The 26,768-nt window shown below is 73.7% G+C and carries 28 protein-coding genes; 16 read left to right on the top strand and 12 right to left on the bottom strand.

Annotated elements, in window-relative coordinates:
* The first annotated feature begins 43 nt into the window (after positions 1-43).
* From HS045_RS17565 to HS045_RS17555, 3 genes are all read left to right on the top strand, one after another.
* Complete coding sequence (locus tag HS045_RS17565) at positions 44-700, top strand: RNA polymerase sigma factor (protein WP_196452407.1); 657 nt, start codon at positions 44-46, stop codon at positions 698-700.
* Positions 697-1,758, top strand: a complete 1,062-nt coding sequence (locus HS045_RS17560) for a CU044_5270 family protein (RefSeq protein ID WP_196452406.1) — start codon at positions 697-699, stop codon at positions 1,756-1,758. The genes HS045_RS17565 and HS045_RS17560 overlap by 4 nt, the downstream gene beginning before the upstream one ends.
* 176 nt (positions 1,759-1,934) lie before the next feature.
* Positions 1,935-2,336: a PepSY domain-containing protein gene (locus HS045_RS17555; RefSeq protein ID WP_196452405.1), complete on the top strand. Its 402-nt coding sequence runs from the start codon at positions 1,935-1,937 to the stop codon at positions 2,334-2,336.
* 6 nt (positions 2,337-2,342) lie between these two features.
* On the opposite strand, the gene HS045_RS17550 is transcribed toward HS045_RS17555, so the two are convergent.
* Positions 2,343-2,807 (bottom strand): hypothetical protein, encoded by a 465-nt coding sequence (locus tag HS045_RS17550; RefSeq protein ID WP_196452404.1) that lies wholly within the window; start codon positions 2,805-2,807, stop codon positions 2,343-2,345.
* Between the two features lie 103 nt (positions 2,808-2,910).
* Here HS045_RS17550 and HS045_RS17545 point away from each other — a divergent pair, with 103 nt between their 5' ends.
* From HS045_RS17545 to HS045_RS17535, 3 genes are read left to right on the top strand one after another with little or no spacing between them, the layout of a single operon-like run.
* On the top strand, positions 2,911-3,591 hold the full coding sequence (locus HS045_RS17545) for a response regulator transcription factor (protein WP_196452403.1): 681 nt from the start codon (positions 2,911-2,913) through the stop codon (positions 3,589-3,591).
* A complete protein-coding gene (locus tag HS045_RS17540) occupies positions 3,588-5,012 on the top strand; it encodes a HAMP domain-containing sensor histidine kinase (protein WP_196452402.1) in 1,425 nt (474 codons plus the stop codon). The genes HS045_RS17545 and HS045_RS17540 overlap by 4 nt, the downstream gene beginning before the upstream one ends.
* A 35-nt stretch (positions 5,013-5,047) precedes the next feature.
* Positions 5,048-5,392: a PepSY domain-containing protein gene (locus HS045_RS17535; protein ID WP_196452401.1), complete on the top strand. Its 345-nt coding sequence runs from the start codon at positions 5,048-5,050 to the stop codon at positions 5,390-5,392.
* A gap of 24 nt (positions 5,393-5,416) precedes the next feature.
* Here the strand turns inward: HS045_RS17535 and HS045_RS17530 are convergent, their stop codons facing one another.
* From HS045_RS17530 to miaA, 6 genes are all read right to left on the bottom strand, one after another.
* Positions 5,417-6,088, bottom strand: coding sequence for an HNH endonuclease family protein (locus HS045_RS17530; RefSeq protein WP_196452400.1), 672 nt, complete (start codon positions 6,086-6,088; stop codon positions 5,417-5,419).
* A gap of 205 nt (positions 6,089-6,293) precedes the next feature.
* A complete protein-coding gene (locus tag HS045_RS17525; RefSeq protein WP_307827570.1) occupies positions 6,294-6,656 on the bottom strand; it encodes a phosphomannose isomerase type II C-terminal cupin domain in 363 nt (120 codons plus the stop codon).
* A gap of 217 nt (positions 6,657-6,873) precedes the next feature.
* Positions 6,874-7,632 (bottom strand): SDR family NAD(P)-dependent oxidoreductase, encoded by a 759-nt coding sequence (locus HS045_RS17520; protein ID WP_196452398.1) that lies wholly within the window; start codon positions 7,630-7,632, stop codon positions 6,874-6,876.
* A gap of 111 nt (positions 7,633-7,743) precedes the next feature.
* Complete coding sequence (locus tag HS045_RS17515; RefSeq protein ID WP_196452397.1) at positions 7,744-10,020, bottom strand: tetratricopeptide repeat protein; 2,277 nt, start codon at positions 10,018-10,020, stop codon at positions 7,744-7,746.
* A 57-nt stretch (positions 10,021-10,077) separates the two neighbouring features.
* On the bottom strand, positions 10,078-10,836 hold the full coding sequence (locus HS045_RS17510; protein ID WP_230884079.1) for a hypothetical protein: 759 nt from the start codon (positions 10,834-10,836) through the stop codon (positions 10,078-10,080).
* Between the two features lie 29 nt (positions 10,837-10,865).
* Entirely contained in the window at positions 10,866-11,843 is a 978-nt protein-coding gene (gene miaA / locus HS045_RS17505; protein ID WP_196452396.1) for a tRNA (adenosine(37)-N6)-dimethylallyltransferase MiaA, read from the bottom strand.
* Between the two features lie 93 nt (positions 11,844-11,936).
* On the opposite strand from miaA, the gene HS045_RS17500 reads away from it, so the two are divergent.
* A complete protein-coding gene (locus tag HS045_RS17500) occupies positions 11,937-12,173 on the top strand; it encodes an antitoxin (RefSeq protein WP_196452395.1) in 237 nt (78 codons plus the stop codon).
* 44 nt (positions 12,174-12,217) lie between these two features.
* On the opposite strand, the gene HS045_RS17495 is transcribed toward HS045_RS17500, so the two are convergent.
* Positions 12,218-12,733, bottom strand: a complete 516-nt coding sequence (locus tag HS045_RS17495) for a methylated-DNA--[protein]-cysteine S-methyltransferase (protein ID WP_307827569.1) — start codon at positions 12,731-12,733, stop codon at positions 12,218-12,220.
* A 19-nt stretch (positions 12,734-12,752) separates the two neighbouring features.
* Between HS045_RS17495 and HS045_RS17490 the strand changes: the two genes are divergently transcribed.
* Complete coding sequence (locus tag HS045_RS17490; RefSeq protein ID WP_196452393.1) at positions 12,753-13,676, top strand: ribonuclease Z; 924 nt, start codon at positions 12,753-12,755, stop codon at positions 13,674-13,676.
* An 18-nt stretch (positions 13,677-13,694) separates the two neighbouring features.
* Here the strand turns inward: HS045_RS17490 and HS045_RS17485 are convergent, their stop codons facing one another.
* The 3 genes from HS045_RS17485 to miaB form a co-directional block, all read right to left on the bottom strand.
* Entirely contained in the window at positions 13,695-14,420 is a 726-nt protein-coding gene (locus HS045_RS17485) for a hypothetical protein (RefSeq protein ID WP_196452392.1), read from the bottom strand.
* 290 nt (positions 14,421-14,710) lie between these two features.
* Complete coding sequence (locus tag HS045_RS17480; RefSeq protein ID WP_196452391.1) at positions 14,711-15,313, bottom strand: hypothetical protein; 603 nt, start codon at positions 15,311-15,313, stop codon at positions 14,711-14,713.
* A 165-nt stretch (positions 15,314-15,478) separates the two neighbouring features.
* Positions 15,479-16,978, bottom strand: a complete 1,500-nt coding sequence (gene miaB, locus HS045_RS17475; RefSeq protein WP_196452390.1) for a tRNA (N6-isopentenyl adenosine(37)-C2)-methylthiotransferase MiaB — start codon at positions 16,976-16,978, stop codon at positions 15,479-15,481.
* A gap of 152 nt (positions 16,979-17,130) precedes the next feature.
* Here miaB and HS045_RS17470 point away from each other — a divergent pair, with 152 nt between their 5' ends.
* From HS045_RS17470 to HS045_RS17435, 8 genes are all read left to right on the top strand, one after another.
* A complete protein-coding gene (locus HS045_RS17470) occupies positions 17,131-17,886 on the top strand; it encodes an amino acid ABC transporter ATP-binding protein (protein ID WP_196452389.1) in 756 nt (251 codons plus the stop codon).
* 100 nt (positions 17,887-17,986) lie between these two features.
* On the top strand, positions 17,987-18,808 hold the full coding sequence (locus HS045_RS17465; RefSeq protein WP_196452388.1) for a glutamate ABC transporter substrate-binding protein: 822 nt from the start codon (positions 17,987-17,989) through the stop codon (positions 18,806-18,808).
* 62 nt (positions 18,809-18,870) lie between these two features.
* Positions 18,871-19,539 carry an amino acid ABC transporter permease gene (locus tag HS045_RS17460; RefSeq protein ID WP_196452387.1) on the top strand — a complete coding sequence of 223 codons (669 nt, stop codon included), beginning with the start codon at positions 18,871-18,873 and terminating at the stop codon, positions 19,537-19,539.
* On the top strand, positions 19,536-20,489 hold the full coding sequence (locus HS045_RS17455; protein WP_196452386.1) for an amino acid ABC transporter permease: 954 nt from the start codon (positions 19,536-19,538) through the stop codon (positions 20,487-20,489). The genes HS045_RS17460 and HS045_RS17455 overlap by 4 nt, the downstream gene beginning before the upstream one ends.
* 244 nt (positions 20,490-20,733) lie before the next feature.
* Entirely contained in the window at positions 20,734-22,641 is a 1,908-nt protein-coding gene (locus HS045_RS17450; RefSeq protein WP_196452385.1) for a prolyl oligopeptidase family serine peptidase, read from the top strand.
* Between the two features lie 176 nt (positions 22,642-22,817).
* The gene (locus HS045_RS17445) at positions 22,818-23,177 is read left to right on the top strand and encodes a GntR family transcriptional regulator (protein ID WP_196452384.1); all 360 of its coding nucleotides are present in this window, start codon (positions 22,818-22,820) and stop codon (positions 23,175-23,177) included.
* Entirely contained in the window at positions 23,174-24,094 is a 921-nt protein-coding gene (locus tag HS045_RS17440) for an ATP-binding cassette domain-containing protein (RefSeq protein ID WP_196452383.1), read from the top strand. The genes HS045_RS17445 and HS045_RS17440 overlap by 4 nt, the downstream gene beginning before the upstream one ends.
* A complete protein-coding gene (locus HS045_RS17435) occupies positions 24,091-24,798 on the top strand; it encodes a hypothetical protein (protein WP_196452382.1) in 708 nt (235 codons plus the stop codon). Before HS045_RS17440 ends, HS045_RS17435 begins: the two co-directional genes overlap by 4 nt.
* A gap of 174 nt (positions 24,799-24,972) precedes the next feature.
* Here the strand turns inward: HS045_RS17435 and rny are convergent, their stop codons facing one another.
* The gene (rny, locus tag HS045_RS17430) at positions 24,973-26,592 is read right to left on the bottom strand and encodes a ribonuclease Y (RefSeq protein WP_196452381.1); all 1,620 of its coding nucleotides are present in this window, start codon (positions 26,590-26,592) and stop codon (positions 24,973-24,975) included.
* Positions 26,593-26,768 lie beyond the last annotated feature (176 nt).

Below are 26,768 nucleotides of genomic sequence, written 5' to 3'. Positions count from 1 at the left end.
CCCCGGGAAAGGACCCCTTCACGATGACTGGACGAAACGGGTGATGGCGCTGGCGCTCTTCCAGCGGGCCGGAACACCCGTCCCTCTCTCCGGCGGCTCCGGATCCGGCGGGCCCGGCGGCCCCGCTTCCGACGCGGCGCTGATCGAGGGGTCGCTGACCGACCCCGACGGGTTCGCCGGGCTCTTCGACCGGCATTCCGACGAGATCCACCGGTACGCCGCCCGGCGGCTGGACGACGTCTCCATGGCCGACGACGTGACCGCGGAGACGTTCCTGGTGGCCTTCCGCAAACGCGCCCGGTACGACCTGTCCAGGGCCGACGCCCGGCCCTGGCTGTACGGCATCGCCTCGAACCTGATCTCCGGCCACCGCAGGGCCGAGACCCGCAGGCTCAAGGCGCTCGCCCGCTCCTTCCGGCACGCCCCGGACCGGGCGGCCGGTTTCGAGGAGCGCAGCGCGGAACGGGTGACCGCCGACCGGCTCCGGCCCGTCCTGGCCGCCGCGCTGGCCCGGCTGAGCTCCGCCGAACGCGACCTGCTGCTGCTGGTGGCCTGGGCCGATCTGACCTACGAGGAGGCCGCCGAGGCCCTCGGCATCCCGGTCGGGACCGTGCGCTCACGGCTCTCCCGCACCCGGGCCAAGATCCGCCGTTCCCTGGATTCACCGGATTCCCTGGATTCCCTGGAGTCGCACGCATGAACGAGGACGAGATCCGACTGGTGGCCCGCATCCGGCCGGACGCGGCGCCGTACGACCCGGAGGCGAAGGCCGCGGCCCGGCGGGGGCTGGCCGCGGCGTCCGCCGGACGCCCACCCGGGCGCTCGCTGTGGCGCAGGCCCTGGGTGATGCTGCCGGCCGGAGCGCTGGCGGTGGCGGTGGCGGTGGGCGCCACCGTGCTGACCGGCGGTACGGGCCCGGAGCGCGGCCCCGCGCAGGAGGTCGTGGTGGCGCTGCCGCGGCTCGCTCCCATGTCGGCGAGCGAGGTGCTGGGCAGGGCCGCGCGGGCCGCCTCCCGGACCGATCTGGACCCGCGCGACGACCAGTTCGTCAAGGTCGAGTCGGAGACCATGTACGGCGCGTTCACCGTCGCCGGTGAGGGTGAGGGTGAGGAGTCGCGCCACCTCTACCGGACCAGGCGGGTGATCTGGCAGTCCGCCGACGGGACCAGGGAGGGCTCGCTCCGGATCGAGCACCTGGAGCCGAAGGCCTACCCCGGCTGGCCGATCCCGGAGAGCGCCTACCGGGAGGCCGGCACCGTCGACCTGCACCGGCTCCCGGTCTGCGGACCGGTCCCCGGCCACCTGCGCACCGACCACGCGGCGGTCAGGCGACTGCCGGCCGACGCCGAGGGGATGCGCGCCCACCTCTACACCGGGGACCGGGGCGGCGACTCCCGGGACGCGGCCGCGTGGACGCGGGTGGGCGACCTGCTCCGCGAGAACTACGTGCCCGCCGCGCAGCGGGCCGCGCTGTTCGAGGCGGCGGCGACGATCCCCGGGGTGGACGCCGTCGGCGACGCCGAGGACGCCGCGGGCCGCAAGGGCGTCGGGGTGGGCCGGGTCGGCCCGGACGGCGTCCGCGAGGACCTCGTCTTCCACCCGGAGACCTTCGAGTTCCTGGGCGAGCGCGGCATCGTCGTGGACGGGAAGCGGGCCCGGTCCCCCGCGGGCAGTCTCGTCGCCTCCACCGCGCAGCTCTCGGTCACGGTGGTCGACGAGGCACCCCGGGTCGAGGAGGAGACCGCCGGCTGCGGCTGATCCGGGACTCGCCCGGCGCGTACGGAGGCCATCATCGCGCCGGGTGATCGCGGTCCCGCCCGCCGGACCCTCCGGCGGGCGGGACCGCGGAACCCGACGGAGGCGGTCCGGCGTCTCCGCCGAAGTTTTAACGAAGACCCCGAGGCCCCGCACCGCCGGCCGGGAAGGCACGATCCATGAGACAGCGCAGCATGTTCACCAGGATCGCCCTCACCGCCGCCGGGACCGCCGCCCTCCTCTCCTCCGGCGGTGGCGCCTCCGCGACGAGCGCCACGAGCGGCACAGCCGTCACGAGCGGCGCAGCCGCTACGAGCGCCACAGCCGTCACGAACGGCACAGCCGTCACGGCCGCGACCGGTGCCGCCTCGCCCGCCGCGGCGGGCGTCTCCTCACGGCAGGCCGCGGAGATCGCCAGGAGGAAGGTCCCCGGCGCCCGGGTCACCCGGGTCAGGCACGTGTGGGACCAGGGCATCTGGAACTGGCGGGTCGAACTGGTGAAGGCCCCGTGGAGGTACGACCTCTTCGTCTCGGTCAGGAGCGGCAGGGTCGTCAGATTGAAAATCGACTACGGCCGCTGACCGCCGTCAGTCGTGCACGCGATGGACCGGCAGGCCGTCGGCCCCGCAGCGCACCTCGACCTTGACGTCGGCCTCGTCCGACTCGAACTCGACACGCGCCCGGGCGGCGGGGCCGCGCTCCACATCGTCCACCCGGAAGCCCTGGGCAGGGCTCCACGTCCGCAGCACCGCGACGCCCCCGTCGCACCGGGCGATCACGTTCCCGCCCGCCGTGGTGATCGTCCGGCTCCGGCCCTCCGCCCGCCCTGTGGCCGAAGGCGCGGGATCGGCCGGGCCGGCCGCGGCCGACGGCACCGCCTCCGGCGGGAGGGCGCGGGCGAGCGCCTCCTCGACCTCGGCGGAGGAGAGCGGACGGTGCGCGGAGGCGGTCAGCGGCTCGCCGAGAAAGGTGATCGCCGCCACCCCCGTCCCGGTCGCGAGGACGCCGGTGACCAGCCATCCGGCCAGGACGAGTGGGAGCCTTCTACGCATTCCCCCACCTTCCCATCCTCGTGCGGCCTCCGGCGCTAAGGCATGGTTAAGGGACCGATAACGCGGTTCCGGCACTGCTCCGGCCCGGCTAACGTGACGGCCGATGCCGAACGTACTGCTCATCGAGGACGACGCCCAGATCCGCACCTCCCTCACCCGGGGGTTGCGGGATCGCGGCCACGCCGTGCTGTCCGCCCCCGCCGCCCTGGACGGCCTCCGCCTGGCCGTCGAGGAGCGTCCCGACCTCATCGTGCTCGACCTGGGCCTTCCCGACCTCGACGGCCTGGACCTGCTGCGCATGCTGCGCGCGGTCAGCCGCGTCCCGGTGATCGTCGCCACCGCCCGGGACGGCGACGCGGAGATGGTCAGGCTGCTGGACGCGGGCGCCGACGACTACGTGGTCAAGCCGTTCACCGCGACCCAGCTGGACGCCCGGATCCGGGCGGTGCTCCGGCGGTCGGGCGAGAGCCGTGCGGACGGCTCGGTGACGGTCGGCGGGCTGCGGATGGATCCGCGCACCCGCGAGGCGACCCTGGACGGCGCACCGCTGGACCTCAGCCCCCGGGAGTTCGACCTGCTCCACTACCTCGCGGCCCGTCCGGGTGAGGTGGTCACCAAGCGCGAGCTGCTCACCCACGTCTGGCAGGTCCCGTACGGCGGGGCGGACAAGACCGTCGACGTCCACCTGTCGTGGCTCCGCCGCAAACTGGGCGAGACGTCGGCCGAGCCCCGCTACCTGCAGACCGTGCGCGGCGTGGGCGTACGGCTGGCCGCGCCGTCGTGAGGCGCTGGCTGGCGCTGCTGGTGGCCGCGACCACCTCGCTCGTCCTCATCGCCCTGCTGGTCCCGCTCCTGCTGCTGGTGCGGACGGCCGCCGAGAGCGCCGCCGTGGCCCGCGCGAGCGGCGAGGCCGAGTCGATGGCCGTCGCCGTCGGCACGGCGGGCGCCGCACGAGCAGGGGGCCCAGGGGACGCAGGGGGCGCACAGGGCGCGCTGGACACGGTGGACACGGTGGACGCGGAGACCCTGCATCTGACCGCGGAACGGGCCGCGCACCCGACCACGGTCTTCCTCGGCGACGGCCGGGTCCTCGGCGCCCCCGCGGAGAGGTCCGCCGCCGTCGCGCTGGCCGCCCGGGGGCGCAGCGTCACCGCCTCGGTCCCGGGCGGCCGGGAGATCCTGGTCGCGGTCCAGGGGGCGCCGGGCGGCACGGCGGTGGTCCGGGTCCTCCTCAGCGACGACGAGCTGACCGCGGGCGTCGCCCGGGTGCAGGCGGGGCTGCTGGTGCTCGGACTGGCGCTGGTCGGCCTGGGCATGCTGGTCGCCGACCGGCTGGCCCGCGCGATGACCCGGCCGGTCTCGTCGCTGGCGGGGGTGTCCCACCGGCTCGCCGCCGGCGACCTCGCCGCCCGGACCGTCCCCGGCGGCCCTCCCGAGGTCCGTGCGGTCGGCCGCGCGCTCAACCACCTCGCCGAGCGCATCACCGGCCTGCTGGCCGAGGAGCGGGAGAACGCGGCCGACCTGTCCCACCGGCTGCGCACGCCGCTCACCGGCCTGCGGCTGGAGGCCGAGTCCCTCGCCGACCCGGACGAGGCGGCCAGGATCGAGGCCCGGGTGGACGCGCTGGAACGGGCGGTCACCGCGGTGATCGACGAGGCCCGGCGGCGGTCGCGCGACCGCGCGGAGTGCGACGCGGTCGCGGTGGTCGGGGACCGGGTGGCGTTCTGGTCGGTGCTCGCCGAGGACCAGGGCCGGGCCGTGGACCTGGATCTGTGTCCCGGCCCGCTCCCCGTCGCGGTCTCCCCCGGCGACCTGGCCGCCTGCGTGGACGCCCTGCTCGGCAACGTGTTCGCGCACACCGACGAGGAGGCCCCCTTCGGCGTACGGCTGGCGCCGGTCCCGGGCGGCGCCCTGCTGACCGTCGACGACGCCGGACCGGGGTTCGGCACGGCCGACCCCCTGGGCCGCGGCCGGAGCGGGGCCGGGTCGACCGGCCTGGGGCTGGACATCGCGCGCCGCACCGCCGAGTCGTCCGGCGGCGCGCTCACCCTCGGCGCGTCCCCCGCGGGCGGCGCGAGCGTCACCCTGTTCCTGGCGTCCCCGGCGTTCCCTGCGGATCCGGCGGGTCCGCAGGGAACGCCGGGTCCGCCGGGTCCGGCGGGTCCGGCGTTCTCAACCGGAGGCGGACCCTTAGCCGGTTCTTAACGCGGCCCTATCCGAGACCGCGGAAACCTGGAGCCATGAAGAAGACACACCTGATCGTCAAGATCGCACTCGCCGTCGCCGGAACCGCCGCCCTGATGGGCGCCGGCGGAACCGCCGCCCTCGCCTCGGGCGGAGGCGCCGCCCCCGCCGCCGGGACGGCCACGTCCACCGCCCCCGCCGCGCCCGTCTCGTGCGCCAAGGCCGTCGAGATCGCGAAGAAGCGCGTCCCCGGCGCCCGCGTCAGCGAGGTGGAGCGGGAGCGGGAGCACGGCCACCGCGTCTGCAAGGTGGAGCTGGAGAAGGGCCGCTGGGAGTACGACGTCTACGTCTCCCTGCGGACCGGGAAGATCGTCAAGTTCAAGCGGGAGTGGGACGACTGACGGCGGGCCGGCGGGTGCCGGAGGTCAGCAGGACTTCAGCACCCGCTCCATCGCCTCCTTCTCCGCGGTGGTCACCCAGAGGCCGTACTTGGCCTTCACCTGGATCTGGCGGGTGACGTAGGGGCACCGGTAGGCGCGGCGCGGCGGCAACCAGGTCGCCGCGTCCGCCGCGCTCTTCTGGCCGTTCAACGGGCCGTCCACCGCCAGCAGGTTCAGCGGGTCGTTGGCCAGCTGCCGGCGCTCCTCCTTGCTCAGCTGCCGCGCCCCCTTCTGCCAGGCGTCGGCGAGCGCGACCACGTGGTCGATCTGCACCGCCATGCTGGTCTTCTGCCCGCGCTCGAACGCGATGGTCTTCCCGCTGTAGGGGTCGCGGAGGGTGCCGGTGAGCACGATGCAGTCCTGGGTGCCCTTCTTGAAGGTCTCCCCTTCGAGGTCGCGCTTGAGGATGTCGTTGCGGGTGTCGCACCCGTTGTGGTCGACGTCCGCCCACGCGGGTCCGAACTCCCCCCGGTCGAAGCCGGTCATCGGGGCGCGGCCCTTGACCTCGAGCTTCTTCAGGTCCGCCAGGGCCTCGGAGGCCGGCTTCCCGCCTCCGGCCGGGGCCGGGTCGCCGAGGGTCTCCCCGGCGGGCCCGCAGCCCGCCAGCGCCAACACGACCGCCGCGACCGCCGCGCTCCGGCCCAGTCCTGCCCGCATCCCGCCGCCACCTCTCACGGGGTCCGGCTACCCCGAAGTGGCAAATCTACTCAATGCAGCCGCAAAAGCCTTGCTCGGTCTCGGCCTCCGGTTCCGCACACGACCGGACGGCCCGGAACCGGAGCCCGGGCCGTCCGCGCACGCGCCTGCCGGTCGGCGTCGCCCTGCCGCCCCCCGACGTGCGCCGCCCGTGCGCGATGTCCGCTCAGGCTCGGCCGTAGGAGTCCTCGAGCCGCTCGATGTCGTCCTCGTCGAAGTGGCCGAAGGCGATCTCCAGGATCCGGACGGCCGGTCCCGAGGAGCTGAGGCGGTGGGTCTGACCGGCCCGGATGAGCACGCGGTCGCCGACCGCTGGCGTGATCCGCTCCCCGTCGATCTCGAAGACCGCGCCCGGGTCCAGGGCGACCCAGAGCTCGTCCCGGTGCTCGTGCCGCTGCAGGCTGAGCCGCTGGCCGGGCGCGACATCGATGATCTTCACCGTGGTCGGCTCGTTGAGCGTGTAGCGCTCGAACCCGCCCCACGGGCGCTCGTCCCGCACGACGGCTCCGAGCCTGTCGACTTCCAGCACGATGTCCTCCATCCGCTCCGTCTCGTCACGAGCACTCTCGCACGCGTCCGTGACGGATGAGCGGTGTTCACACAACCGGATGATTAAGAGTGGGGGCGTTCCCCCCGAAGAGATCTCCCGTTCAGGCGGACCGCCACCGGGAAGATCTCCGTCCTGCCGGGCGGACCGCCACCCGGAGGATCTCCGTCCCGGCCGCCGGGACGGCCCGCGGCCCGGCTCAGGTGGTGAGGATCCCGCCGTCCACGGGGATCACCGCTCCAGTGACGTAGGATCCGGCGTCGCTCGCCAGGAAGACCGCCGCCGCCACCAGCTCGGCGGGGTCCCCCGCGCGCTTCATCAGGACGCGGTGCTCCAGCTGCCAGGCCATGTAGCCCTCGGCGTACTGCTCGGTCATCTCCGAGGCGAAGAACCCCGGCTCCAGGCAGTTGACGCGGATCCCGCGCCGCGAGGTCCACTGCTGGGCCAGGTCCCGGGTGAGCCCGACGACCGCGGCCTTGGAGGCGCTGTAGGCGGCCTGCGGCAGGCCGGCCGTGGTCTCCCCGAGGATGCTGCCGATGTTGACGATCGAGGACCCCGGCCGCATCACCCGGGCGCAGGCCTGGGCCATCCAGTAGGTCCCGTGCAGGTTGATCTCCACGACCTGGCGGAACTGCTCGGGCGTCTCCTTGAGCGCGGGCACCGCCGTGCCGACGCCGGCGTTGTTGATCAGGATGTCCACCGCGCCCAGCTCGGCGACGGCCGCCTCCACCAGGGCCCGGCAGTCCTCCGGCCTGGTCACGTCGGTGGCGACCGCCACGCACCGGCGGCCGGTCTCCTCGACCAGGCGCCGGGTCTCCTCCAGGCGGTCCTTGCGGCGCGCGCCGATCGCGATGTCGGCCCCCGCCTCGGCCAGGCCGCGCGCGAACGCGACGCCCAGCCCGGAGGAGGCCCCCGTGACGACGGCCACCCTGCCGTCCAACCGGAATCGGTCGAGCATTCGTTCCTCCTGACCTGCGGGACACGCACCGAATGATGTTCTGGAGTTGGAGCAGCATACCGCCCGCGAGGGAGCCCCTCGCGGGCGGACACCGTCTTTCCCGCAGAACGCCTACAGGCCGTACTCCCGGGTGATGCGCTCGTGCCGCTCGGCCTCGACGCCGACCTCCTTGGCGAGGTCCAGCCAGGCCAGGGGGTGCGTCCAGCGCTCGGTGGCGTCGTCGAGCACCGCGTCCAGCTCCACCGGGGTGACGTCCGGCGGGATCGCGATCCAGCCGAACAGGCCGGGCAGGGGCTCGCCCGTGCTCGGGTGGGTCACCGTGTAGTCCTCGTCGCTGTAGACCCACATCGGCCAGCCGCGCTCGGCCATGACCTCGTTGAACTCGGTCCACTCGGCCTCGGTGGGGGCCGCGCCGTCGAAGAACCAGCTGGTGTAGCCGCCGGGGCGGAGCATGCCGACCGCCGCGAACGGCGGGATGAAGCCCTCCTGCTCCTCCGGGCTCTCCGGGACGGGCTCCAGCAGCGCCGGATCGAAGACGACCAGGTCGCCGGCGTTGTACTCCAGCCCCGGGGGCTGGGGCATCGCCAGGCGGGCCGTCGCGGGCCCGGTGCGCACGCTGACGACCGCGCGCTGGCTGCCGTCGGGGGCGGGCAGGACGATCCGCACCAGGCCCATCTCCTCCTCGATCGGCCCCTCGGCGGACTTCAGCGGCATGCCGATCTTCGCGGCGCCGACGCGGACGGTCTCCCAGTCCTCGGCGGCGGTCGCCATGGTGATCATGCGCCAGACGTCCTCGGCCTCGATCTCCTCGGAGTCGAGGACCTCCCGCAGGATCCGGGCGCCCTTGGCGTTGTCGTCGAGCTGCTGGACGGCGGAGGCCCACAGGCGGCGCGCCTCGATGCCCGCGCCGGCCGCCACGGCCGCCTCGCCCTCGGCCGCCGCCTGCTCCCAGCGCTCCCGCCCGCGGTGCAGCCGGGCCAGGGCCAGGTGGCGCCGGGCGGCCGGGAGCCGCTCGGCCATCTGCTCCAGGCGCTCGTCCTGGCGGGCCTCGACCAGCAGGCCGGTGATGAAGGAGACGTCCTGCTCGTCGGCGGTCTCGATGTCGCCGGACTCGACCAGCATGTCCCAGTAGATGTCGGCGCCCCTGGCCGGGTAGCCGAGGAAGCCGAGGGTGGTGGTGTGCCGGCGGGTGGCCTCCAGGTCCCGGCCGGAGAGCGGGGCCAGCCAGCCCACCCAGCGCTCGGGGTCGGCGTTGAAGCCGTCGGCGGCGTCGAAGTAGCCGACGAGCTCGTCCTGCGGGCCCGGGGCCGGCAGCGGCGTCACCGCGTCGGCCGCCGCGCGCAGCGCCGCGATCCGGTCGGCGACGGCCGAGGGGTCCTTCAGCTCGGCGGCGCCGGACTCGGCCAGGTCGGCGAGCATCCGGGCCTGCCAGACGCCCTGCCGGGCCACGGCCAGGTCGCCGGCGATCAGGGCCAGCTCGACCCGGGCCCGGTAGGCGCCCATCACCGCGAAGTAGTCGATCCACTGCTTGAGGACCCGGCCGAGCTGCCAGGTGTTGGTGATCTGCGCGGAGCCCGCGAGCAGGAGCACGGTCCGCGCCCACTCGACCCAGACCCGCGGGTGGTCGCCGACCACGTCGAGGTCGGGCAGGGCCTGCACGGCCTCCGCCTCCCGGCCCAGCGTGGCGAGCACCAGCGCGCGCAGCACGCCCTCGCGGTGCGCCTTGGCCACCGGGTCGTCGGGCTTGAAGCCGGCCGCGGCGTCCAGGGCGGTCAGCGCGTCCTGCGGACGGCCGGCGGCGAGCAGCGCCCGCACGGAGGCGGCCCCCAGCTCCCAGCTCGCCTCGCGGCCGGCGCCGCCGAGCCGCTCCACCGCCGCCTCCGCGTGGGCCACCGCCTCCACCGCGCGCCCGTCGTCGACCAGGGCGGTGACGTACTGCTCGGCCAGGGCGGCGAAGGCGAGCGAGCCGGGCTCGACCTCGGCCGCGGTCAGGGCCTCCAGCCGCTCGGCCGCGTGGCCGGCGCCGTCGGTGTTGGCCTGCGCGATCGCCAGCGCCTCGACCGCGCCGGGGGCCGCCGGGCAGTCGCGGACGTCCTCGCGCCGGGCGAACTCCGCCAGGGTCCGCGCGTCGTCGAGCGCGACCACGCCCTGCGCGCGGTCCCCGACGCGGCCGACCAGGTGCCAGTAGCGGGCGTAGAACTCGAGCCAGGGCAGCCCCAGCTTCTCCGCCTCCTGCGCGATGGCCGGCGCCAGCACGTCGAGCTGCCCGTAGCGGCCCTCCAGCGCCTGCGCGGGCACGGTGCCGATCGCCATGGCCAGACCGGTGTTACCGGCTTCGTGCAGTTGCCGCTGGGTGTCGCCCACCCAGGCCCAGATGTCCACGTCCATGGAACGTCAGTCTGCCAGCTCGGGGGGGATGCCCCAAACGAACCGGCCGCCCGGCGGCTATCCGGCGGCGGCCCCGGCCGCGGCGAGCAGATCGGCCAGCTCCGCCGCCTCCGCCTCGTCCAGCACCGCGAACGCGGGCGTCATCAGCCGGTCGGTGAGCTCCTCGGCCCGCGTCCGCGCCGCGGCGAGCCGCGGGTCGGGCGCCGGGTACGGCTCCGGCCACTCGAAGAAGCGCGCCATGGCCTCACCCGGCATGTCGCCCAGCGGGGACCCGTGCGACTCGAGCAGCATGGCCTGCAGCGGGGTCAGCCCCTCGGCGAGCACCGCCACCGCGTGCAGTCCGCCGCGCAGCTCGCGGAGCACGTGCATGAGCTGGGTCGCCCGCGCCGGGGCGTCGTCCGGCAGCGGTACGGCCCGCCACCCGGCGAACAGCGGGGCGCCCGTCACCTCGGCCCCGGCGGCCACCGGTTCCAGCAGCTCCGCCAGGCGGGCGGCCCCGTCGAAGGAACCGAGCCGGCGGCGGCCCCAGGCGTGGCAGGCCTCCGCGTAGAGCTCCACCGCCGCCTCCACCGGCAGCGCCCGCCCGGCCTCCCAGTTGGCCCGGACGTGCCCGGCGGGGAAGAAGGCCACCGCGGAGCGGACCACGTCCGCGTCCACCTCGCCGAGCACCCCGCACCGGCCGCGGAAGTACATGGCCCGCCCGGCCAGTCCCGCCCGCTCGCTCACCGCCTTGGCCTCGCGCGAGATCATGAACCCTCCGCCGAGCCTCCCGATCGGTCCCTTGACCGCCGCCGCCGTCGCCTGTGCCTCGGCCATGCCGCTCCTCCTAAGTCCATTAAAGGAACTCAGCATGACTCACCAGAACAACCTTCGGCAAGTCCCGGGCGGCCCGCGGCGCCTCCGGGCGCGGAGGCGGCAGGGCGGCGCACCTCCTCCAGGGCCCGGTCCAGGAGGCCGGGGTCCTGCTGGGGGAGCCAGACCACCCGGGGATCGCGGCGGAACCACGACTCCTGCCGCCGGACGAACCTGCGCGTCGCCCGGACCGTCTCCTGCCTGGCCTGCTCCTCGGTCCACTCCCCGGCCAGGAAGCGCAGCACCTGGGCGTAGCCGAGCGCGCGGCCGGCGGTCCGCCCCTCGGCCAGGCCCCGCCGCGCCAGCGCCCGGACCTCCTCCACCAGCCCGGCCTCCCACATGCGGTCCACCCGGAGCGCCACCCGCTCGTCCAGCACCGCTCTGGGCACCTCGACGCCGAGCTGCACGCTGTCGTAGACCGCGTCGTAGGAGGGCATCGAGGCGGAGAACGGCCGGCCGGTCAGTTCGACGACCTCCAGCGCGCGGACGATCCTGCGGCCGTTGCTCGGCAGGATCGCCCCGGCCGCCTCCGGGTCCAGCCCGCCGAGCCGCTGGTGCAGCGGAGCCGGGCCGTACGCCGCCAGCTCGGCCTCCAGCCGGGCCCGGATCGCCGGATCGGTGCCGGGGAACTCCAGGTCGTCGAGGGCGGCCCGGACGTAGAGCCCGGACCCGCCGACCAGGATCGGCACGACCCCCCGGGCCAGCAGGTCGTCCATCAGCGGCCGCACCCGCTCCTGGTACTCCGCCACGCTCGCCGTCCGCCGCACGTCCCAGACGTCCAGCAGGTGGTGCGGGACCCCGCGCCGCTCCTCCACGGTCAGTTTCGCCGTGCCGACGTCCATGCCCCGGTAGAGCTGCATGGAGTCGGCGTTGATCACCTCACCCCCCAGTTCCAGGGCGAGATCGACGGCGAGGTCGGACTTTCCGGCCGCCGTGGGGCCGACGACGGCGATGACGGGTAGCTGAGGCACGGGATAAGTGTCCCAACACCGGGAAGGGACTGCGGATGGCGGCGGCACGGACGACGCGCCGCCGCCTCCGGATCAGTCACCAGGGGGATCGCCATGTCCGTCTTCGACAAGGGGAAGGACCTGATGGGCGAGCACTCGGACAAGATCGAGGAGCTCGTCGAGCAGGGCATCGACCGAGGGGAGGAGGCCGCCGGGCAGAGGTTCGCCGGGCACGAGGAGCACGTCGGCATGGCCGCCGACAAGGCCAGGGAGATGGCCGAGGGCATCGACGGCCGGACCGACCCGGCCCCGGGCGCTGAGGACGCCCCGCAGGCCGGGCAGGACGGCTGACCTCCGGCGGGGCCGCTCGGCGAGCCGGACGGCCCCGCACCCGGTCAGTCCCAGTCGAGCGTCGGCTGCAGGTAGCCCTCCAGCGTCAGCAGCCACCGCTTGGACTCCACGCCCTCTCCCCCGCTGAACCCGCCCAGGCCGCTTCCCGCCACCACCCGGTGGCAGGGCACGATCACCGGGACCGGGTTGGCGCCCATGATCGAGCCGATGGCCCGGGCCGGCACGCCCGTCCCGCTGCGCGCGGCCAGTTCCCCGTAGGTCACGGCCTTGCCGTACGGCACCGTCGCGTGCAGCGTGCCGAGGACCGCGCGCTGCACGGGCGTGGTCAGCCGCCAGTCCACCCGGGCGGCGAAGACCCGCAGCTCCCCCGCGTAGTAGGCGGCCAGCTCACCGAGCACGGGGGCCGTCCGCTCCGGCTCGTCCACCTCGACCAGGCCGGACCGGTCCGCCAGCCGCGCCCGGAGCCGGGCGTCGTCGCCCCAGCACACGGCGGCCACGCCGTCCTCGGTGACGGCGACGGACATCTCCCCCAGCGGGGTCGGCACGCCTCCGAAGGCCACGCTTCCTAGCATTGAGATCGTGTCCCTTCGCGAACTCGTCGTCCTCGGCACCTCCAGCGCGGTCCCCACCCGCCACCGTAACCACAACGGCTACCTGCTGCGCTGGGACGGCCAGGGCTTCCTGTTCGACCCCGGGGAGGGCACCCAGCGCCAGATGCTCCACGCGGGCGTCGGCGCCCACGACATCACCTGGATCTGCGTCACCCACTTCCACGGCGACCACTGCCTGGGCGTGCCCGGCGTCGTCCAGCGCATCGCCAGGGACGGCGTCGCCCACCCCGTCCGGGCCGCCTACCCGGCGAGCGGGGAGACCTACTGGCGCCGCCTCCGCAACGCCTCGGTCTTCGCCGACACCTCCGTGATCGCCGAACGCCCCGTCTCCGGGCCGGCCGCCTCCTTCGACGCGGGCCCGGTGACCCTCACCGCGCGCCCGCTCTCCCACCCCGTCGAGTCCTACGGCTACCGCGTCGACGAGCCGGACGGCCGCCGGATGCTCCCCGAGCGGCTGCGGGAGCGCGGCGTCCGGGGGCCGCTCGTCGGCGAGCTCCAGAGGACCGGGACGGTGACCGCGCCGGACGGCTCCACCGTGCGGCTGGAGGAGTGCAGCGAGATCCGCCGCGGGCAGAGCGCCGCGTTCGTCATGGACACCCGCCTGTGCGACGGGGTGTTCGCGCTCGCCGACGGGGCGGACCTGCTGGTGATCGAGTCGACGTTCCTGTCGGCGGAGGCGGAGCCGGCCGCGCGCTACGGCCACCTCACCGCCGCCCAGGCCGGCCGGGTGGCGGCCGAGTGCGGGGTCCGCCGCCTGCTCCTGACCCATGTCTCCGAGCGCTACGGCACGCACGACGAACCCCGTTTCCTGGACGAGGCCCGCGCGGCCTTCGGCGGCGACGTCGTCCTGGCCCACGACCTGCTGCGCGTGCCCGTGCCCCGCCGGGCCTGACCCGTCCGGCCCCGGGCGTCAGGCGCTCCGCGACCGGAGCAGCGCCACGACGTATCCGACACCGTAGGGGGCGTCGTGGTAGAGGACCTCCCCGTCGAAGGAGCCCCCCGGCGCGCTCCCCCTCCCGCTCCCGCTCCCGCTCCCGATTCCGGCTGCGGCTGCGGCGAGGACGTGGAAGGCCGCCCGGCCCGCGACCCAGAGCTCCGCGGCCTCGGCGGGGTCGAGGTCCGGGACCTCGCCCCGGGCGAGCGTGCGGGCGATCTCCTCGTCGTACGGCCGGGCGCGGGCGTCGAGATAGCCCGGTGACTTCTCCGTCAGGCGGGCCGAGCCGTCGCCCATGACCAGCATCGCCACCCGATCGGCCCGGTCCGCCAGAGCCGCGCCCAGGGCCGCGCACTCCTGCCGGGAGGCGTCGAAGGGCACCGCGTGGAACGCGGAGGCCGACAGGCCGCCCTCCTCCAGCAACCGGCGGCCGATCGTCAGCGAGAGCGGCAGGACCGGCGCGCCCGCGCCGGCCCGGACGTCCGCCCCCCAGGGGGCGAGACTCCCCGCGGCGCCGGGCCCGTAGGTCCCGGCCCCGTCGGCTCCGCCGACCACCATGAGGACGTCGGGCCGCGCCTCCCGCAGGCCGTCCACGGCGGACGCGCAGGCCGCCCGGAGCCCGTCGAGCTCACCGGCGGCGGTCCCGGCCAGTTCGGGGACCAGCAGCGGAGGATGCGGGCAGACGGCGGCGGCGACGAGCACGCCGCCAGACTAGCCCAGAGCGGCCCGTCCGGCGGGACCCGCGGCGGTTCGGCCGGGCGGGTCCCGGCCGGGGCCCGACCGGCGGGCCCCGGCGGAGGCGCAGGTGACGGACCCCTGAGGATCCAGCCCGCGGGACCCTTCGCTGAGGACCCAGCCCGCGGGACCCTTCGCTGAGGACCCAGCCCGCGGGACCCTTCGCTGAGGACCCAGCCCGCGGGACCCTTCGCTGAGGACCCAGCCCGCGGGACCCTTCGCTGAGGACCCAGCCCGCGGGACCCTTCGCTGAGGACTCAGCCCGCGGGACCCTTCGGAGCGACGAACCCGGGGGCGCCGTCGGAGCGCGGGTCGGTGTGGCCCTCCTCGCCCTGCCGGGACGGCGTGCCGCTCTGCTTCTCCTTGGCCGGGGTCTTGGCCGGGGTGGAGGCGGAGGGCTCGGCGCGCGAGCCGCCGGAGTCCCCTCCCGGCGTGCTCGCGGTGGACCCGCCGGAGCCCGACCCGCCCGATCCGGCGGAGGAATCACCGGAGGGGTCGCCGGACGGGTCACCGGAGGCGTCCTCCTGCGATCCGCCGGAGGCGTCCTGGTCCTCCCGGTCCTCGCCGGCCGGCGGTGCGCCGTCCTCGCCGGCGGGCTCCTGCCCCTCCTGTCCGGCCCCCGGTGTCCGCGGCTCCGAGACGGAGCCGCTCCCGTCGCCGGAGGAGGCGAAGGTGTAGCCGGCGACGCCGCCCGCCAGGAGCACGGCCGCGGCGGCGACGGCGACGGCCAGGCCGCGCCGCCCGCGGAGGGCGGTGTCCCGCCCGCGCCCGGATCCGCGCCGGGACCCGCGGCCGGATCCGGTGAGGATCTCCGGCTCCCCGTGCCGTCCGGGCTGGTCGGGGCTGGAGGGGACGTGCATGCGGAACAACTCCCTGCGGTTCTCGGGGAAACCTCCACGGCTTCCGAGGGTGCCGAATCACATTAGCCACAGGAGAGAAATGCTCGCGCCGCAATCACATGATGATCACAATTTGCCATCTTTCGCCGGACCCGGCCGCGGACCCGCGCGGGGGCCCGTACGGCCTCAGGAGCCGGCGGAGCAGCCCGGGGCCTCCGGCGCGGCGGGCGCGGGGCGGCCGACCGACGGCATGCCCAGCATGACCCCGGAGGCGGCGCCCGCCGGAGCGGCCCGGCGGGCCTCCCAGGCGTCTCCCGCCCGGGTCCGGCGGAGGCTCAGCGCGGGCCCGTCGGCCACCAGGTGGTGCGGCGCGGCGTAGGTGATCTCGACGCCGACCATGTCGCCCGGGCGCGGGACCTCGTCCCCCGGGACGAAGTGGACCAGGCGGTTGTCGGGGGCGCGGCCGGACAGCCGGCGGGTCGCCTCGTCCTTGCGGCCCTCGCCCTCGGCCACCAGCACCTCGAGCGTCCGGCCGACCTGCTTCTTGTTCTCCTCCCAGGAGATCGCGTTCTGCAGCTCGACCAGCCGGTCGTAGCGCTCCTGCACGACCTCCTTGGGGACCTGGCCGTCCATCGTGGCGGCGGGCGTGCCCGGCCGGATGGAGTACTGGAAGGTGAAGGCGTTCGCGAAGCGCGACTCCCGCACCACGTCCAGCGTGGCCTGGAAGTCCTCCTCGGTCTCGCCGGGGAAGCCCACGATGATGTCGGTGGAGATCGCCGCGTCCGGCATGGCCGCGCGGACCCGCTCGATGATGCCGAGGTAGCGCTCGGCCCGGTAGGAGCGGCGCATCGCCTTCAGGACCCGGTCGGAGCCGGACTGCAGCGGCATGTGCAGCTGGTGCATCACGTTGGGCGTCTCGGCCATGGCCGCGATGACGTCGTCGGTGAAGGCCGCCGGGTGCGGGCTGGTGAAGCGGACCCGCTCCAGGCCCTCGACGTCGCCGCAGGCCCGCAGGAGCTTGCCGAAGGCGAGCCGGTCGCCGAACTCGACGCCGTAGGTGTTGACGTTCTGCCCCAGCAGGGTGATCTCCAGGACGCCCTGGCCGACCAGGGTCCTGACCTCGGCCAGGACGTCGCCGGGACGGCGGTCCTTCTCCTTGCCGCGCAGCGACGGCACGATGCAGAACGTGCAGGTGTTGTTGCACCCGACCGAGACCGAGACCCAGGCGGCGTAGGCGGACTCGCGCTTGGTCGGCAGCGTGCTCGGGAAGGTCTCCAGGGACTCCTTGATCTCGACCTGGGCCTCCTGCGCGATCCGCGCGCGCTCCAGGAGGACCGGCAGCGCGCCGATGTTGTGCGTGCCGAACACCACGTCGACCCAGGGGGCGCGGCGGACGATCTCGCCCTGGTCCTTCTGCGCCAGGCAGCCGCCCACGGCGATCTGCATGCCGGGGTTGCCGGTCTTGGCCGGGCGCAGGTGGCCGAGGTTGCCGTAGAGGCGGTTGTCGGCGTTCTCCCGGACGGCGCAGGTGTTGAACACGACCACGTCGGCCGTCTCCCCCTCGGCCGCGGGGACGTAGCCCGCGTCCTCCAGCAGGCCCGACAGGCGCTCGGAGTCGTGCACGTTCATCTGGCACCCGTAGGTACGAACCTCGTACGTGCGGGCGCTCTCCACGGTGGCAGTCATCTCAACAGACAAGGGTAGGCGCTTCTCCGACCTCGCGGAGCCCCCGATCCCGCGCGGCCCCCTCCGGGAACGGCGGGGTTTGGGCAGGCCGTGATCGGATCGGTACCCCAGGGTTAGCCCCAGGTGCCCTTTACCGAATTACGTTGTCCCCCATGACGGAGAACGGGGACACGACTCCTCTTGTCGTGCTCGAAGGGGTCAACAAGCACTTCGGCAGCCTCCACGTGCTGCGTGACATCGACCTCACGATCTCACGCGGTGAGGTGCTGGTCGTCATCGGCCCCTCCGGTGGAGGAAAGTCCACGCTGTGCCGGGCGATCAACCGGCTGGAGACCGTCGACGGCGGGACGATCACGTTCGACGGGCGGCCGCTGCCCGCCGAGGGCAAGGCGCTGGCCAGGCTCCGCTCCGAGGTCGGCATGGTGTTCCAGTCCTTCAACCTGTTCGCCCACAAGACGATCCTGGAGAACGTCACGCTCGGGCCGGTCAAGGTCAGGGGCGTCGCCCGGGCGCAGGCCGAGCAGCGCGGCATGGAGCTGCTGGAGCGGGTGGGCATCGGCAGCCAGGCGTCGAAGTACCCGGCCCAGCTGTCCGGCGGCCAGCAGCAGCGGGTGGCCATCGCCCGCGCGCTGGCCATGGACCCCAAGATGATCCTGTTCGACGAGCCGACCTCGGCGCTGGACCCGGAGATGGTCCAGGAGGTGCTCGACGTCATGGTCGGCCTCGCCCGTGACGGCATGACGATGATGGTCGTCACCCACGAGATGGGCTTCGCCCGGCGCGCGGCCAACCGCGTGGTCTTCATGGCCGAGGGGCAGATCGTCGAGGAGAACACCCCCGACGCGTTCTTCACCGCCCCCCGCACCGACCGCGCCAAGGACTTCCTCTCCAAGATCCTGACGCACTGAGAACCGTCCCGGCGGATCCCCTCCGCAGCGAAGATCCGCAGCACACCCCTGACGGTCCGCCCGGTCCCGATGGAACCCCGACGAAAGACGAGGTAGCAGAATGCGTGTACGCCGTATCGGTGCCCTGGCCGTCGCAGCCGTGGCCGCGGTGGCCGGCCTGACCGCGTGCGGAAGCAGCGGCAGCGGGGGCGACGACAAGTTCGTCGTGGGCATCAAGATCGACCAGCCCGGCCTGGGGCAGAAGCAGCCCGACGGGTCCTTCAAGGGCTTCGACGTCGACGTGGCCCGCTACATCGCCAAGGAGCTCGGCTACCCGGACGACAAGATCGAGTTCAAGGAGGCCCAGTCGGCCAACCGCGAGTCGTTCATCCAGCAGGGCCAGGTCGACATCGTGATCGCGACGTACTCGATCACCGACGACCGCAAGAAGAAGGTCGGGTTCGCCGGGCCGTACCTGGTCACCGGCCAGGACATCCTGACCCGCGCGGACGACACGACGATCACCGGCGTCGAGTCCCTGAAGGACAAGAAGGTCTGCGGCGCCCAGGGCTCCTCCTCGCCCAAGCGCCTGGCCGACAAGTTCGGCGCCGAGTGGAAGGCCCAGTACCTCACCGAGCAGCAGGGCTACGGCGCCTGCCTGCCGCTGCTGGAGAACAAGCAGGTCGACGCGATCTCCACGGACGCCACGATCCTCGCCGGGTTCGCCACCCAGAAGGCCGGCAAGTTCCGCCTGGTCGGCCAGCCCTTCTCCGAGGAGAAGTACGGCGTGGGCGTGAAGCTGGAGGACAAGGACACCCGCGAGAAGATCAACAAGGCGCTGGAGAAGATGTTCCAGGACGGCAGCTGGAAGAAGGCCGTCGACGCCAACTTCGGCGAGTTCGGCAAGTTCTTCACCACCCCGCCGACCGTCGAACGCTACTGATCCGGCCACCGACCGGCCGGGGCGCCCGACGCGCCCCGGCCGACAGCCATGGGAGGAAATGAGTGGAGGCACTCATCGAGGAGTTCCCGGTCATCCGGGACGCCTTCTGGCTGACCATACGGCTCACGCTGGCCAGCGGCCTGGCGGCGCTGATCCTGGGAACCCTGCTCGCCGCCATGCGGGTCAGCCCGCTGCCGATCCTGCGCGGGATCGGCACCGTGTACGTCAACGCCATCCGGAACATCCCGCTCACGCTGGTGATCGTGTTCTGCGGGCTGGGACTCGGCGTGGTCCTGAACGTCTCCTTCTCCGACAGCCTGTCCACCAATTCGATGTGGCTGTCGATCATCGGCCTGTCCGCCTACACCGCGGCCTTCGTCTGCGAGTCGATCCGGGCCGGGATCAACACTGTGCCGATGGGGCAGGCGGAGGCCGCCCGCGCCATCGGGCTCACCTTCGCCCAGAACCTGCGGCTGATCGTGCTGCCCCAGGCGTTCCGCGCGGTGATCGCCCCGCTGGGCAGCATCCTGATCGCGCTGACCAAGAACACTACGATCGCCGCCGCCATCGGCGTGGGAGAGGCCTCCCTGACGATGAAGACCCTCTTCGAGGCGCACGGTGACGCCGTCGTGCCGATCTTCTTCGGGTTCGCCCTCGGATTCCTGGTGCTGACCCTGCCCATCGGCCTGCTGTTCGGCTGGCTGGCCAAGCGGATGGCGGTGGCCCGATGACGGCGGCCCCGGCCCCCGGTCCGGCCCCGGCCCCGGTCAAGAACCGGCACCGGCCGGTCGCGACCGCCGACCGCGCCACGGTCCTCTACGACGCCCCCGGGCCCCGGGCGCGCGCACGCAACGCCGTATACACCGTGCTGACCGTCCTGATCGTGGCGTTCGCGCTGTACGTGATGGTCGCCAAGCTGGGCGAGAAGAACCAGCTCGACGCCGACCTGTGGACGCCGTTCCTGCGGGCCGACGTGTGGGCCAACCTGATCCTGCCCGGCCTGGTCAACACGCTCAGCGCCGCCGTGGTCGCCGCGGTGATCGCGGTGCCGTTCGGCTTCGTCTTCGGCATCGCCCGGCTCTCCGACCACGCCTGGATCCGCGTCCCGGCGGGGGCGGTGGTGGAGTTCTTCCGGGCGATCCCGCTGCTCATCATGATCTTCACGGTCATGTTCGGCGCGAGCCTCCTCTTCGGCCTCACGGTGACGCCCTTCAGCGCGGTGGTGGTCGGCCTGGTGCTCTACAACGGCTCGGTCCTGGCCGAGATCGTGCGGGCGGGCATCCTGTCCCTGCCCCGCGGCCAGAGCGAGGCGGCGCTGGCCATCGGCCTGCGCAAGGGCCAGGTCATGCGGATGGTCCTGCTCCCGCAGGCCGTCACCGCCATGATGCCGGCGATCGTCGCGCAGCTCGTGGTGCTGCTGAAGGACACGGCGCTGGGGTTCATCGTCGCGTTCGAGGACCTGCTGAACGCGGGGGCGCGGGTGCTGCCCTCCAACTTCAGCAACATCATCCCCTCGGTGATCGTCATCGCCGTCATCTACATCATCATCAACCTGGCCGTCGGCGCCGTCGCCACCTGGCTGGAGCGGCGCAGCCGCCGGAGCAGGAGGACGGCCGCCACCCCCGTCGCCCCGTCGGAGGCGGCGGGCGGGCCCGGAGGCGGCGTCCCCGCGGGCGACTGACCCGGACGCAGGGGCGGAGGCCGGGCGACCGACCCGGACGCAGGGGCGGGCGCCGGATCCGGCGCCCGCCCCTCGTCGTCTCCCCGCCCGGGCCCGCCCCTCGTCGTCTCCCCGCCCGGGCCCGCCCCCTCCATCCCTCCCGGTCCCCGTGTCCTCGCGGACCCCACCGGGGCGGGACGGCGAACCGGGAACGTCCGAACGTCATACCGGCGACACGCGGCGTGTTATCGGGCAGGATGACGGCATGCCCGCAGAGCGTGATGCCTTGCCGTACGCCGCCTGGCCCTCCCCCGTCTCCACCGCCGACGTCGCCCGCTCCGGGCTGCAGCTCGCCTTCCCCACCGTGCTGGGCGACGAGGTGTGGTGGACCGAGGACCGCCCCGCCGAGGGCGGGCGGACCACGATCATGCACCGGGACGCCGGCGGCGTCCGCCGGGAGCTGCTGCCCGCGCCGTGGAGCGCCAGGACCCGCGTCCACGAGTACGGCGGGCGGTCCTACGCGATCGTGCCCGGTGAGGGCCCGCGTGCGGGCGCCGGTCACCGCGTCGTCTTCGTGAACCTGGCCGACCAGCGCCTCTACCTGCTGGACCCCGGCGCCGAGCCGCGGCCGATCACGCCGGAGCCCGAGCGGGAGACCGGGCTGCGCTACGCCGACCTGACCGTCCGCGACGGGCAGGTGTGGTGCGTCCGCGAGCGGCACGACGGCGATGACGGCAAGGTCGGCCGGTCGATCGTCTCCATCCCCCTGCACGGCGGCGCCGAGCCCCGCGAGCGGGTCTGCGGGAGCGACTTCTACGCCTCCCCGGTGCCGTCCCCCGACGGGGAGCACCTGGCCTACGTCTGCTGGAACCACCCGCTCATGCCGTGGAACGGCACCGAGCTGCGGGTCACCCGGCTCGCCGACGGCGCCTCCTGGACCGTCAAGGGCGGCGTCACCGAGTCCGTGCTCGCCCCGCAGTGGCGCGACGACCGGAACCTGTACCTGGTCTCCGACTGGTCGGGCTGGTGGAACCTCTACCAGGTCGGCATCCACGGCACCTCCCCGCAGGCGCTCCACCCCGCCGAGGAGGAGTTCGCCGGGCCGCTGTGGCAGCTGGGCGGCTCGCCGTACGCCGTGCTGGACGACGGGCGGCTCGCGGTCCTGCACGGTCAGGGGGAGCTGCGGCTGGGCCTCCTGGACCCGGCCGACGGCACGCTGACCGACCTCGACGTGCCCTACGACGGCTGGCTGCCGGCCCTGTCCGCCGACGGGCGCACGCTCGCCGGGATCGGGTACGGCCCGGCGGTGCCCCCGTCGGTCGTCCGGGTGGACACCGTCACCGGGCGGGTGGAGGGGCTCCGGCGCGAGATCGACGAGCTGCCCGACATCGCCTACCTGCCGGTCCCGCGCACCGTGCGGATCGAGGGGCGGTTCGGCCGCCGGGTGCACGCCCACGTCTACCCGCCGTCCAACCCGGAGGCCCGCGGCGACGGCCCGCCGCCGTACGTCGTGTTCGTCCACGGCGGCCCCACCGGGTACAGCCCGACGGCGCTCGACCTGAAGAAGGCGTTCTTCACCAGCCGCGGCATCGGCGTCATCGACGTCAACTACGGCGGCTCCACCGGCTACGGCCGCGCCTACCGCGAGCGGCTGCGCGGCCAGTGGGGCGTGGTCGACGTGGAGGACGCGATCGCGGCGGCCGAGTGGCTGGCCCAGGAGGGCCTGGCGGACCCGGCGCGGATCGCGATCCGGGGCGGCAGCGCGGGCGGCTGGACCGTCATGGCGGCGTGCGCGCGCTCCGACGCCTTCGCCGGCGGCGTCTCCTACTACGGGGTGAGCGCCCTGGGCCCGTTCACCGAGACCACCCACGACTTCGAGTCCCGCTACATCGAGTGGCTGGTCGGCCCCGCCGACCCCGTCCTGTACGGCTCCCGCGAGCCCCTGGGGCAGGTCGCCGGGGTGAGCTGCCCCATGCTGCTGCTGCAGGGCCTGGCCGACCCCGTGGTCCCACCGGCCCAGTCGGAGGTGTTCGCCGACGCCCTCGCCGAACGCGGGGTGCCGTGCACGTACCTCACCTTCGAGGGCGAGTCCCACGGCTTCCGCCGGGCCGAGACCCGCAGTGCGGCGCTGGCCGCCGAACTCGCGTTCTACCAGCAGATCTTCTCCGGCTGACGGTCGCCCTCCGCCTTCCCCCGCCCTCCGGCCTCGCCATCCCCGCACCCCGCCGCCTTTCCCGCGCCCCGGTCTCGCCATCCCGCTGAACGGCCCCCGGTCCCGGGACGGTTGACCCATGCCCGCACACCTTCTATGGTTCATTAGTAGAGTAATGAACCATAGAAGCAGGTGCCATGTTCGATGACCGGAGCCCGATCTATCGGCAGATAGCCGACCGCATCAAGACGGACGTGCTCAGCGAGGCGCTCAAGGGCGACGAGCAGGTCATGTCCACCAACCAGTACGCCGCCTTCTACCGGATCAACCCGGCCACGGCGGCCAAGGCGTTCCAGCAACTGGTGGAGGAAGGCGTCCTCTACAAGAAGCGAGGTATCGGCATGTTCGTCAGCCCGGACGCCCGGGACGCGCTCAGGACCGAGCGCAGGAAGAACTTCTTCACCGAGGTGGTCGACCCGATGGTCGCCCAGGCCAAGACCGTCGGGATCCCGCTCGGCGACGTGATCGAGCGCATCAAGCAGTTGGAGGGGCGATGAGGATCGACGTCGAGGACCTGGTGCTGCGCTACGGCGACGTCACGGCGCTGGACGGGCTGACGCTCAGCCTGGAACCCGGGAAGATCTACGGGCTGCTCGGCCGCAACGGATCGGGCAAGACGAGCCTGCTCTCGGTGCTGGCGGGCTTCCGCAGGCAGACGGCGGGCGGCGTGCGGGTCGACGGGCGGCCGGTGTTCGAGAACGGGTCCGTCACCAGCCGGATCAGCCTGATCCGGGACACCGGCGAGACCGTCGACATCGGCACCGCCGAAGACGCGATCTTCTTCGCCGAGTGGCTCCGCCCGAACTGGGACGGGGACTACGCCCGCTCGCTGCTGGACCTGTTCGGGATCGATCCGAAGAAGAACGTCAAGGAGATGTCCAAGGGGCAGCGCTCGGCGGTGGGCGTGGTGATCGGCCTGGCCGGCCGGGCGCCGCTGACCATGTTCGACGAGTCCTACCTCGGCATGGACGCCCCGTCCCGCCAGGCCTTCTACGACGCCCTGCTCGCCGACTACATGGCGCACCCCCGCACGATCGTGCTCTCCACCCACCTCATCGAGGAGGTCAGCTCCCTCTTCGAGGAGGTCGTGATCATCGACCGGGGCCGGCTGGTCGTGCACGAGGAGAGCCAGGCGCTGCTCTCCCGGGGCACGGCCGTGACCGGGCCCGCCGCGCAGGTCGACGCCTTCACCGCCGGACTGACCGTGCTCGGCACCCGGCGGCTCGGGCCGACCATGTCGGCGATGCTCTACGGGGACCTCGACGACGCCCGGCGCGAGGAGGCCGCCGCCGCCGGACTCCAACTCGGCCCGATCGACATGCAGGACCTGTTCATCCACCTGACCGGAGGACCCGCGGCCTCCGGAACCGAAGCGCGCCCCACCGCAGAGCTCCACACCGGAGAGACCCGATGAGATTCCCCACCCGGCTCCTCGCCGCCCACTCCTACTTCGCCCTGCTGCTGTTCGCCGCCTATGTCGCGGTCGTCGTCGTGATCGCGGTCGGCGTCGACGTCTTCGGCACGCTCAACCGGAGCGCGTGGGAGGCCGCCGTCCAGCTGCCCCGGTGGTACGCCCTGTTCGTCGGGGTGTCCCTGGTCCGGGAGTACCTGCCGCTCTACATCGCGCACGGGCAGACACGCCGCCAGTTCGGCGTGCAGGCCGCCGTCACCGTCGCCCTGTTCGCCCCGTTCCTGTCCGCCCTGATCACGGTCGGCTACCTGCTGGAGCGCGCGGTCTACGGCCTGGTCGGCCGGCCGCAGGTGATCGACCGGGTCCACCTGTTCACCGAGCCGACCCAGGTGCCGCTGGTCTTCGCCGAGTACCTGGTCGAGTTCGTCGCCTGGATCGTCGTGGGCGCCTTCATCATGGCCGGCTTCTACCGGTGGCAGGGCGGCGGACTGCCCCTGATCCCGGTCGGCATCGGCCTGTGGATCCTCGTCGAGGGAGCGATCGGCAAGGAGCTCCGGCTGCCGCTCATCGGGGACCGCCTCTCCGCCCTCTCCCCCGACCTGCCCCAGTCGGCGGGCCTGGCGCTCGGCGTGGGCCTGGGCATCTTCGTGTTCGGCCTCGCGCTGACCTGGGTGATCATCCGCAACGCGCCGCTGCGCAACCGCTGACGGGGAAGGGCCCGGAGCCTCCCTCCCCGCGGCGGGTCCCGGCCGCCGGCGTCCGGCGGCGCGGAAACCGCCGGCGCCGGCGGGCACGCCTCCCGGGGACCGGCCCGGCGCCCCGGACGCCGACGGGCGCACTCCGCGCCACCGGGTGACGGGCGCACCCGGTGGCGCGGGGCGCTAACGCGCGAACTCGGTGGCGCGGGACTCGCGGACCACGGTGATGCGGATCTGTCCCGGGTAGGTCAGCTCCTCCTCGATCTGCTTGGCCACGTCCCGGGCGATGACCGACGCCTGGATGTCGTCCACCGCGTCCGGCTTGACCATGACCCGGATCTCCCGTCCCGCCTGCATGGCGAAGACCTTCTCCACGCCCTCGTAGGACTGGGCGATCTCCTCCAGCCGCTCCAGCCGCTTGACGTAGGCCTCCAGCGACTCGCGCCGCGCGCCCGGCCGGCCGCCGCTGATCGCGTCGGCGGCCTGCGTCAGCACCGCCTCGACCGTGCGGACCTCGACCTCGTTGTGGTGCGCCTCGATGGCGTGCACGACGTCCTCGTGCTCGCCGTACCGGCGGGCGATCTCCGCGCCGATCAGTGCGTGGCTGCCCTCGACCTCGTGGGTGAGGGCCTTGCCGATGTCGTGCAGCACCGTGCAGCGCTTGAGCAGCATCTGGTCCAGTTTGAGCTCGGCGGCCATGATCCCGGCGATGTGCGCGGACTCGACGAGGTGGCCGAGGACGTTCTGCCCGTAGGAGGTGCGGTAGCGCAGCTGGCCGAGCAGGGTGACCAGCTCCGGGTGCATGTCGGTGATGCCGAGCTCCACCAGGGCGTCCTCGCCCGCGCGCACGCACAGCTCCTGCACCTCCGCCCGGCTGCGCTCGTAGGCGTCCTCGATGCGCTGGGGGTGGATGCGCCCGTCCAGCACCAGCTTCTCCAGCGTGAGCCGGGCCGTCTCCCGCCGGACCGGGTCGAAGCAGGACAGCAGCACCGCCTCGGGCGTGTCGTCGATGATCAGGTTGACGCCGGTGGTCGACTCGAAGGCGCGGATGTTGCGGCCCTCGCGGCCGATGATGCGGCCCTTCATCTCGTCGCCGGGCAGGTGCAGCACGCTCACCACGGACTCGGCGGTCTGCTCGGTGGCCACCCGCTGGACCGCCAGAGTCACGATCTTGGTGGCGCGCTTCTCGCCCTCCTTGCGCGCCTCGCTCTCGATCTCCCGGACGATCAGCGCAGCCTCGCGCTTGGCCTGGTTCTCGATCTCCATGACCAGCTCGGCCTTGGCCTGCGCGCCGGTCAGCCCGGCCACCCGCTCCAGGACCGCCCTGCGCTCCTCGGCGACCCGGTCGAGCTCCGCCCGGCGGTCGGCCAGCTCGGTCTCCGTCTCGGCGAGCTTGCGGGCCCGCTCGGCCTGGCGCCTGGCCTCCTCGTCGAGCCGCTGCTCCCGCTCCGCCAGCCGGTTCTCCCGGCGCTCCAGGTCGGCGCGGAGCTCCTTGAGCTCGAACTTGAGCACCTTGGCCTCGGCCTCGACCTCCTTGCGCATCTGGGCGGCGCTCTCGGCGGCGGCCTCGGAGCGGCGCAGGATCTCTCCGGCCTCCCGCTCGGCCCGGCCGCGGAGCTCCTCCGCCTCGCGCCGGACCTCCTCCAGCTCGGCGTGGACCTCTTCCATCTGCTCGGGGGAGGGACCGGCCGGCTTGCCGAACCCGGCCCCGGTACGGCGGAGCAGCAGGACCAGCACGGTTATCGTCGCCCCGGCAAGAACCACGAGCGCCCCTGCCAACACGACGACCACAACTGGCTCCATGCGCGCCCCGCCCTCCTCGCTTCAGCCAAGCACACGAGGGGTCACACGCACGGCACGGAAAGCCCAGCGGTACAGCCACCAGGACAGGTATCAACCCAGGACCGGCACCATGCCGGCTCTCCTCGCCGACACCTCGCCCGCCCGCGCCGCAAGCTCACACGTCCGTAGTTCACCGT

The organism is Planomonospora sp. ID82291 (assembly GCF_015711645.1).
In the GTDB taxonomy this organism is placed as follows: Bacteria; Actinomycetota; Actinomycetes; order Streptosporangiales; family Streptosporangiaceae; genus Planomonospora.
Note: the sequence above shows the minus strand (reverse complement) of the source record. Positions and strands in the feature narration are given on the sequence as shown.

Bases quoted from the DNA above. Each gene is read 5' to 3' on its own strand.
- HS045_RS17565 (WP_196452407.1), top strand. From the start codon at position 44: ATGGCGCTGGCGCTCTTCCAGCGGGCCGGAACACCCGTCCCTCTCTCC.
- HS045_RS17560 (WP_196452406.1), top strand. From the start codon at position 697: ATGAACGAGGACGAGATCCGACTGGTGGCCCGCATCCGGCCGGACGCG.
- HS045_RS17555 (WP_196452405.1), top strand. From the start codon at position 1,935: ATGAGACAGCGCAGCATGTTCACCAGGATCGCCCTCACCGCCGCCGGG.
- HS045_RS17550 (WP_196452404.1), bottom strand. From the start codon at position 2,807: ATGCGTAGAAGGCTCCCACTCGTCCTGGCCGGATGGCTGGTCACCGGC.
- HS045_RS17545 (WP_196452403.1), top strand. From the start codon at position 2,911: ATGCCGAACGTACTGCTCATCGAGGACGACGCCCAGATCCGCACCTCC.
- HS045_RS17535 (WP_196452401.1), top strand. From the start codon at position 5,048: ATGAAGAAGACACACCTGATCGTCAAGATCGCACTCGCCGTCGCCGGA.
- HS045_RS17530 (WP_196452400.1), bottom strand. From the start codon at position 6,088: ATGCGGGCAGGACTGGGCCGGAGCGCGGCGGTCGCGGCGGTCGTGTTG.
- HS045_RS17520 (WP_196452398.1), bottom strand. From the start codon at position 7,632: ATGCTCGACCGATTCCGGTTGGACGGCAGGGTGGCCGTCGTCACGGGG.
- HS045_RS17515 (WP_196452397.1), bottom strand. From the start codon at position 10,020: ATGGACGTGGACATCTGGGCCTGGGTGGGCGACACCCAGCGGCAACTG.
- HS045_RS17510 (WP_230884079.1), bottom strand. From the start codon at position 10,836: ATGGCCGAGGCACAGGCGACGGCGGCGGCGGTCAAGGGACCGATCGGG.
- HS045_RS17500 (WP_196452395.1), top strand. From the start codon at position 11,937: ATGTCCGTCTTCGACAAGGGGAAGGACCTGATGGGCGAGCACTCGGAC.
- HS045_RS17480 (WP_196452391.1), bottom strand. From the start codon at position 15,313: ATGCACGTCCCCTCCAGCCCCGACCAGCCCGGACGGCACGGGGAGCCG.
- miaB (WP_196452390.1), bottom strand. From the start codon at position 16,978: ATGACTGCCACCGTGGAGAGCGCCCGCACGTACGAGGTTCGTACCTAC.
- HS045_RS17470 (WP_196452389.1), top strand. From the start codon at position 17,131: ATGACGGAGAACGGGGACACGACTCCTCTTGTCGTGCTCGAAGGGGTC.
- HS045_RS17465 (WP_196452388.1), top strand. From the start codon at position 17,987: ATGCGTGTACGCCGTATCGGTGCCCTGGCCGTCGCAGCCGTGGCCGCG.
- HS045_RS17455 (WP_196452386.1), top strand. From the start codon at position 19,536: ATGACGGCGGCCCCGGCCCCCGGTCCGGCCCCGGCCCCGGTCAAGAAC.
- HS045_RS17450 (WP_196452385.1), top strand. From the start codon at position 20,734: ATGCCCGCAGAGCGTGATGCCTTGCCGTACGCCGCCTGGCCCTCCCCC.
- HS045_RS17445 (WP_196452384.1), top strand. From the start codon at position 22,818: ATGTTCGATGACCGGAGCCCGATCTATCGGCAGATAGCCGACCGCATC.
- HS045_RS17440 (WP_196452383.1), top strand. From the start codon at position 23,174: ATGAGGATCGACGTCGAGGACCTGGTGCTGCGCTACGGCGACGTCACG.
- HS045_RS17435 (WP_196452382.1), top strand. From the start codon at position 24,091: ATGAGATTCCCCACCCGGCTCCTCGCCGCCCACTCCTACTTCGCCCTG.
- rny (WP_196452381.1), bottom strand. From the start codon at position 26,592: ATGGAGCCAGTTGTGGTCGTCGTGTTGGCAGGGGCGCTCGTGGTTCTT.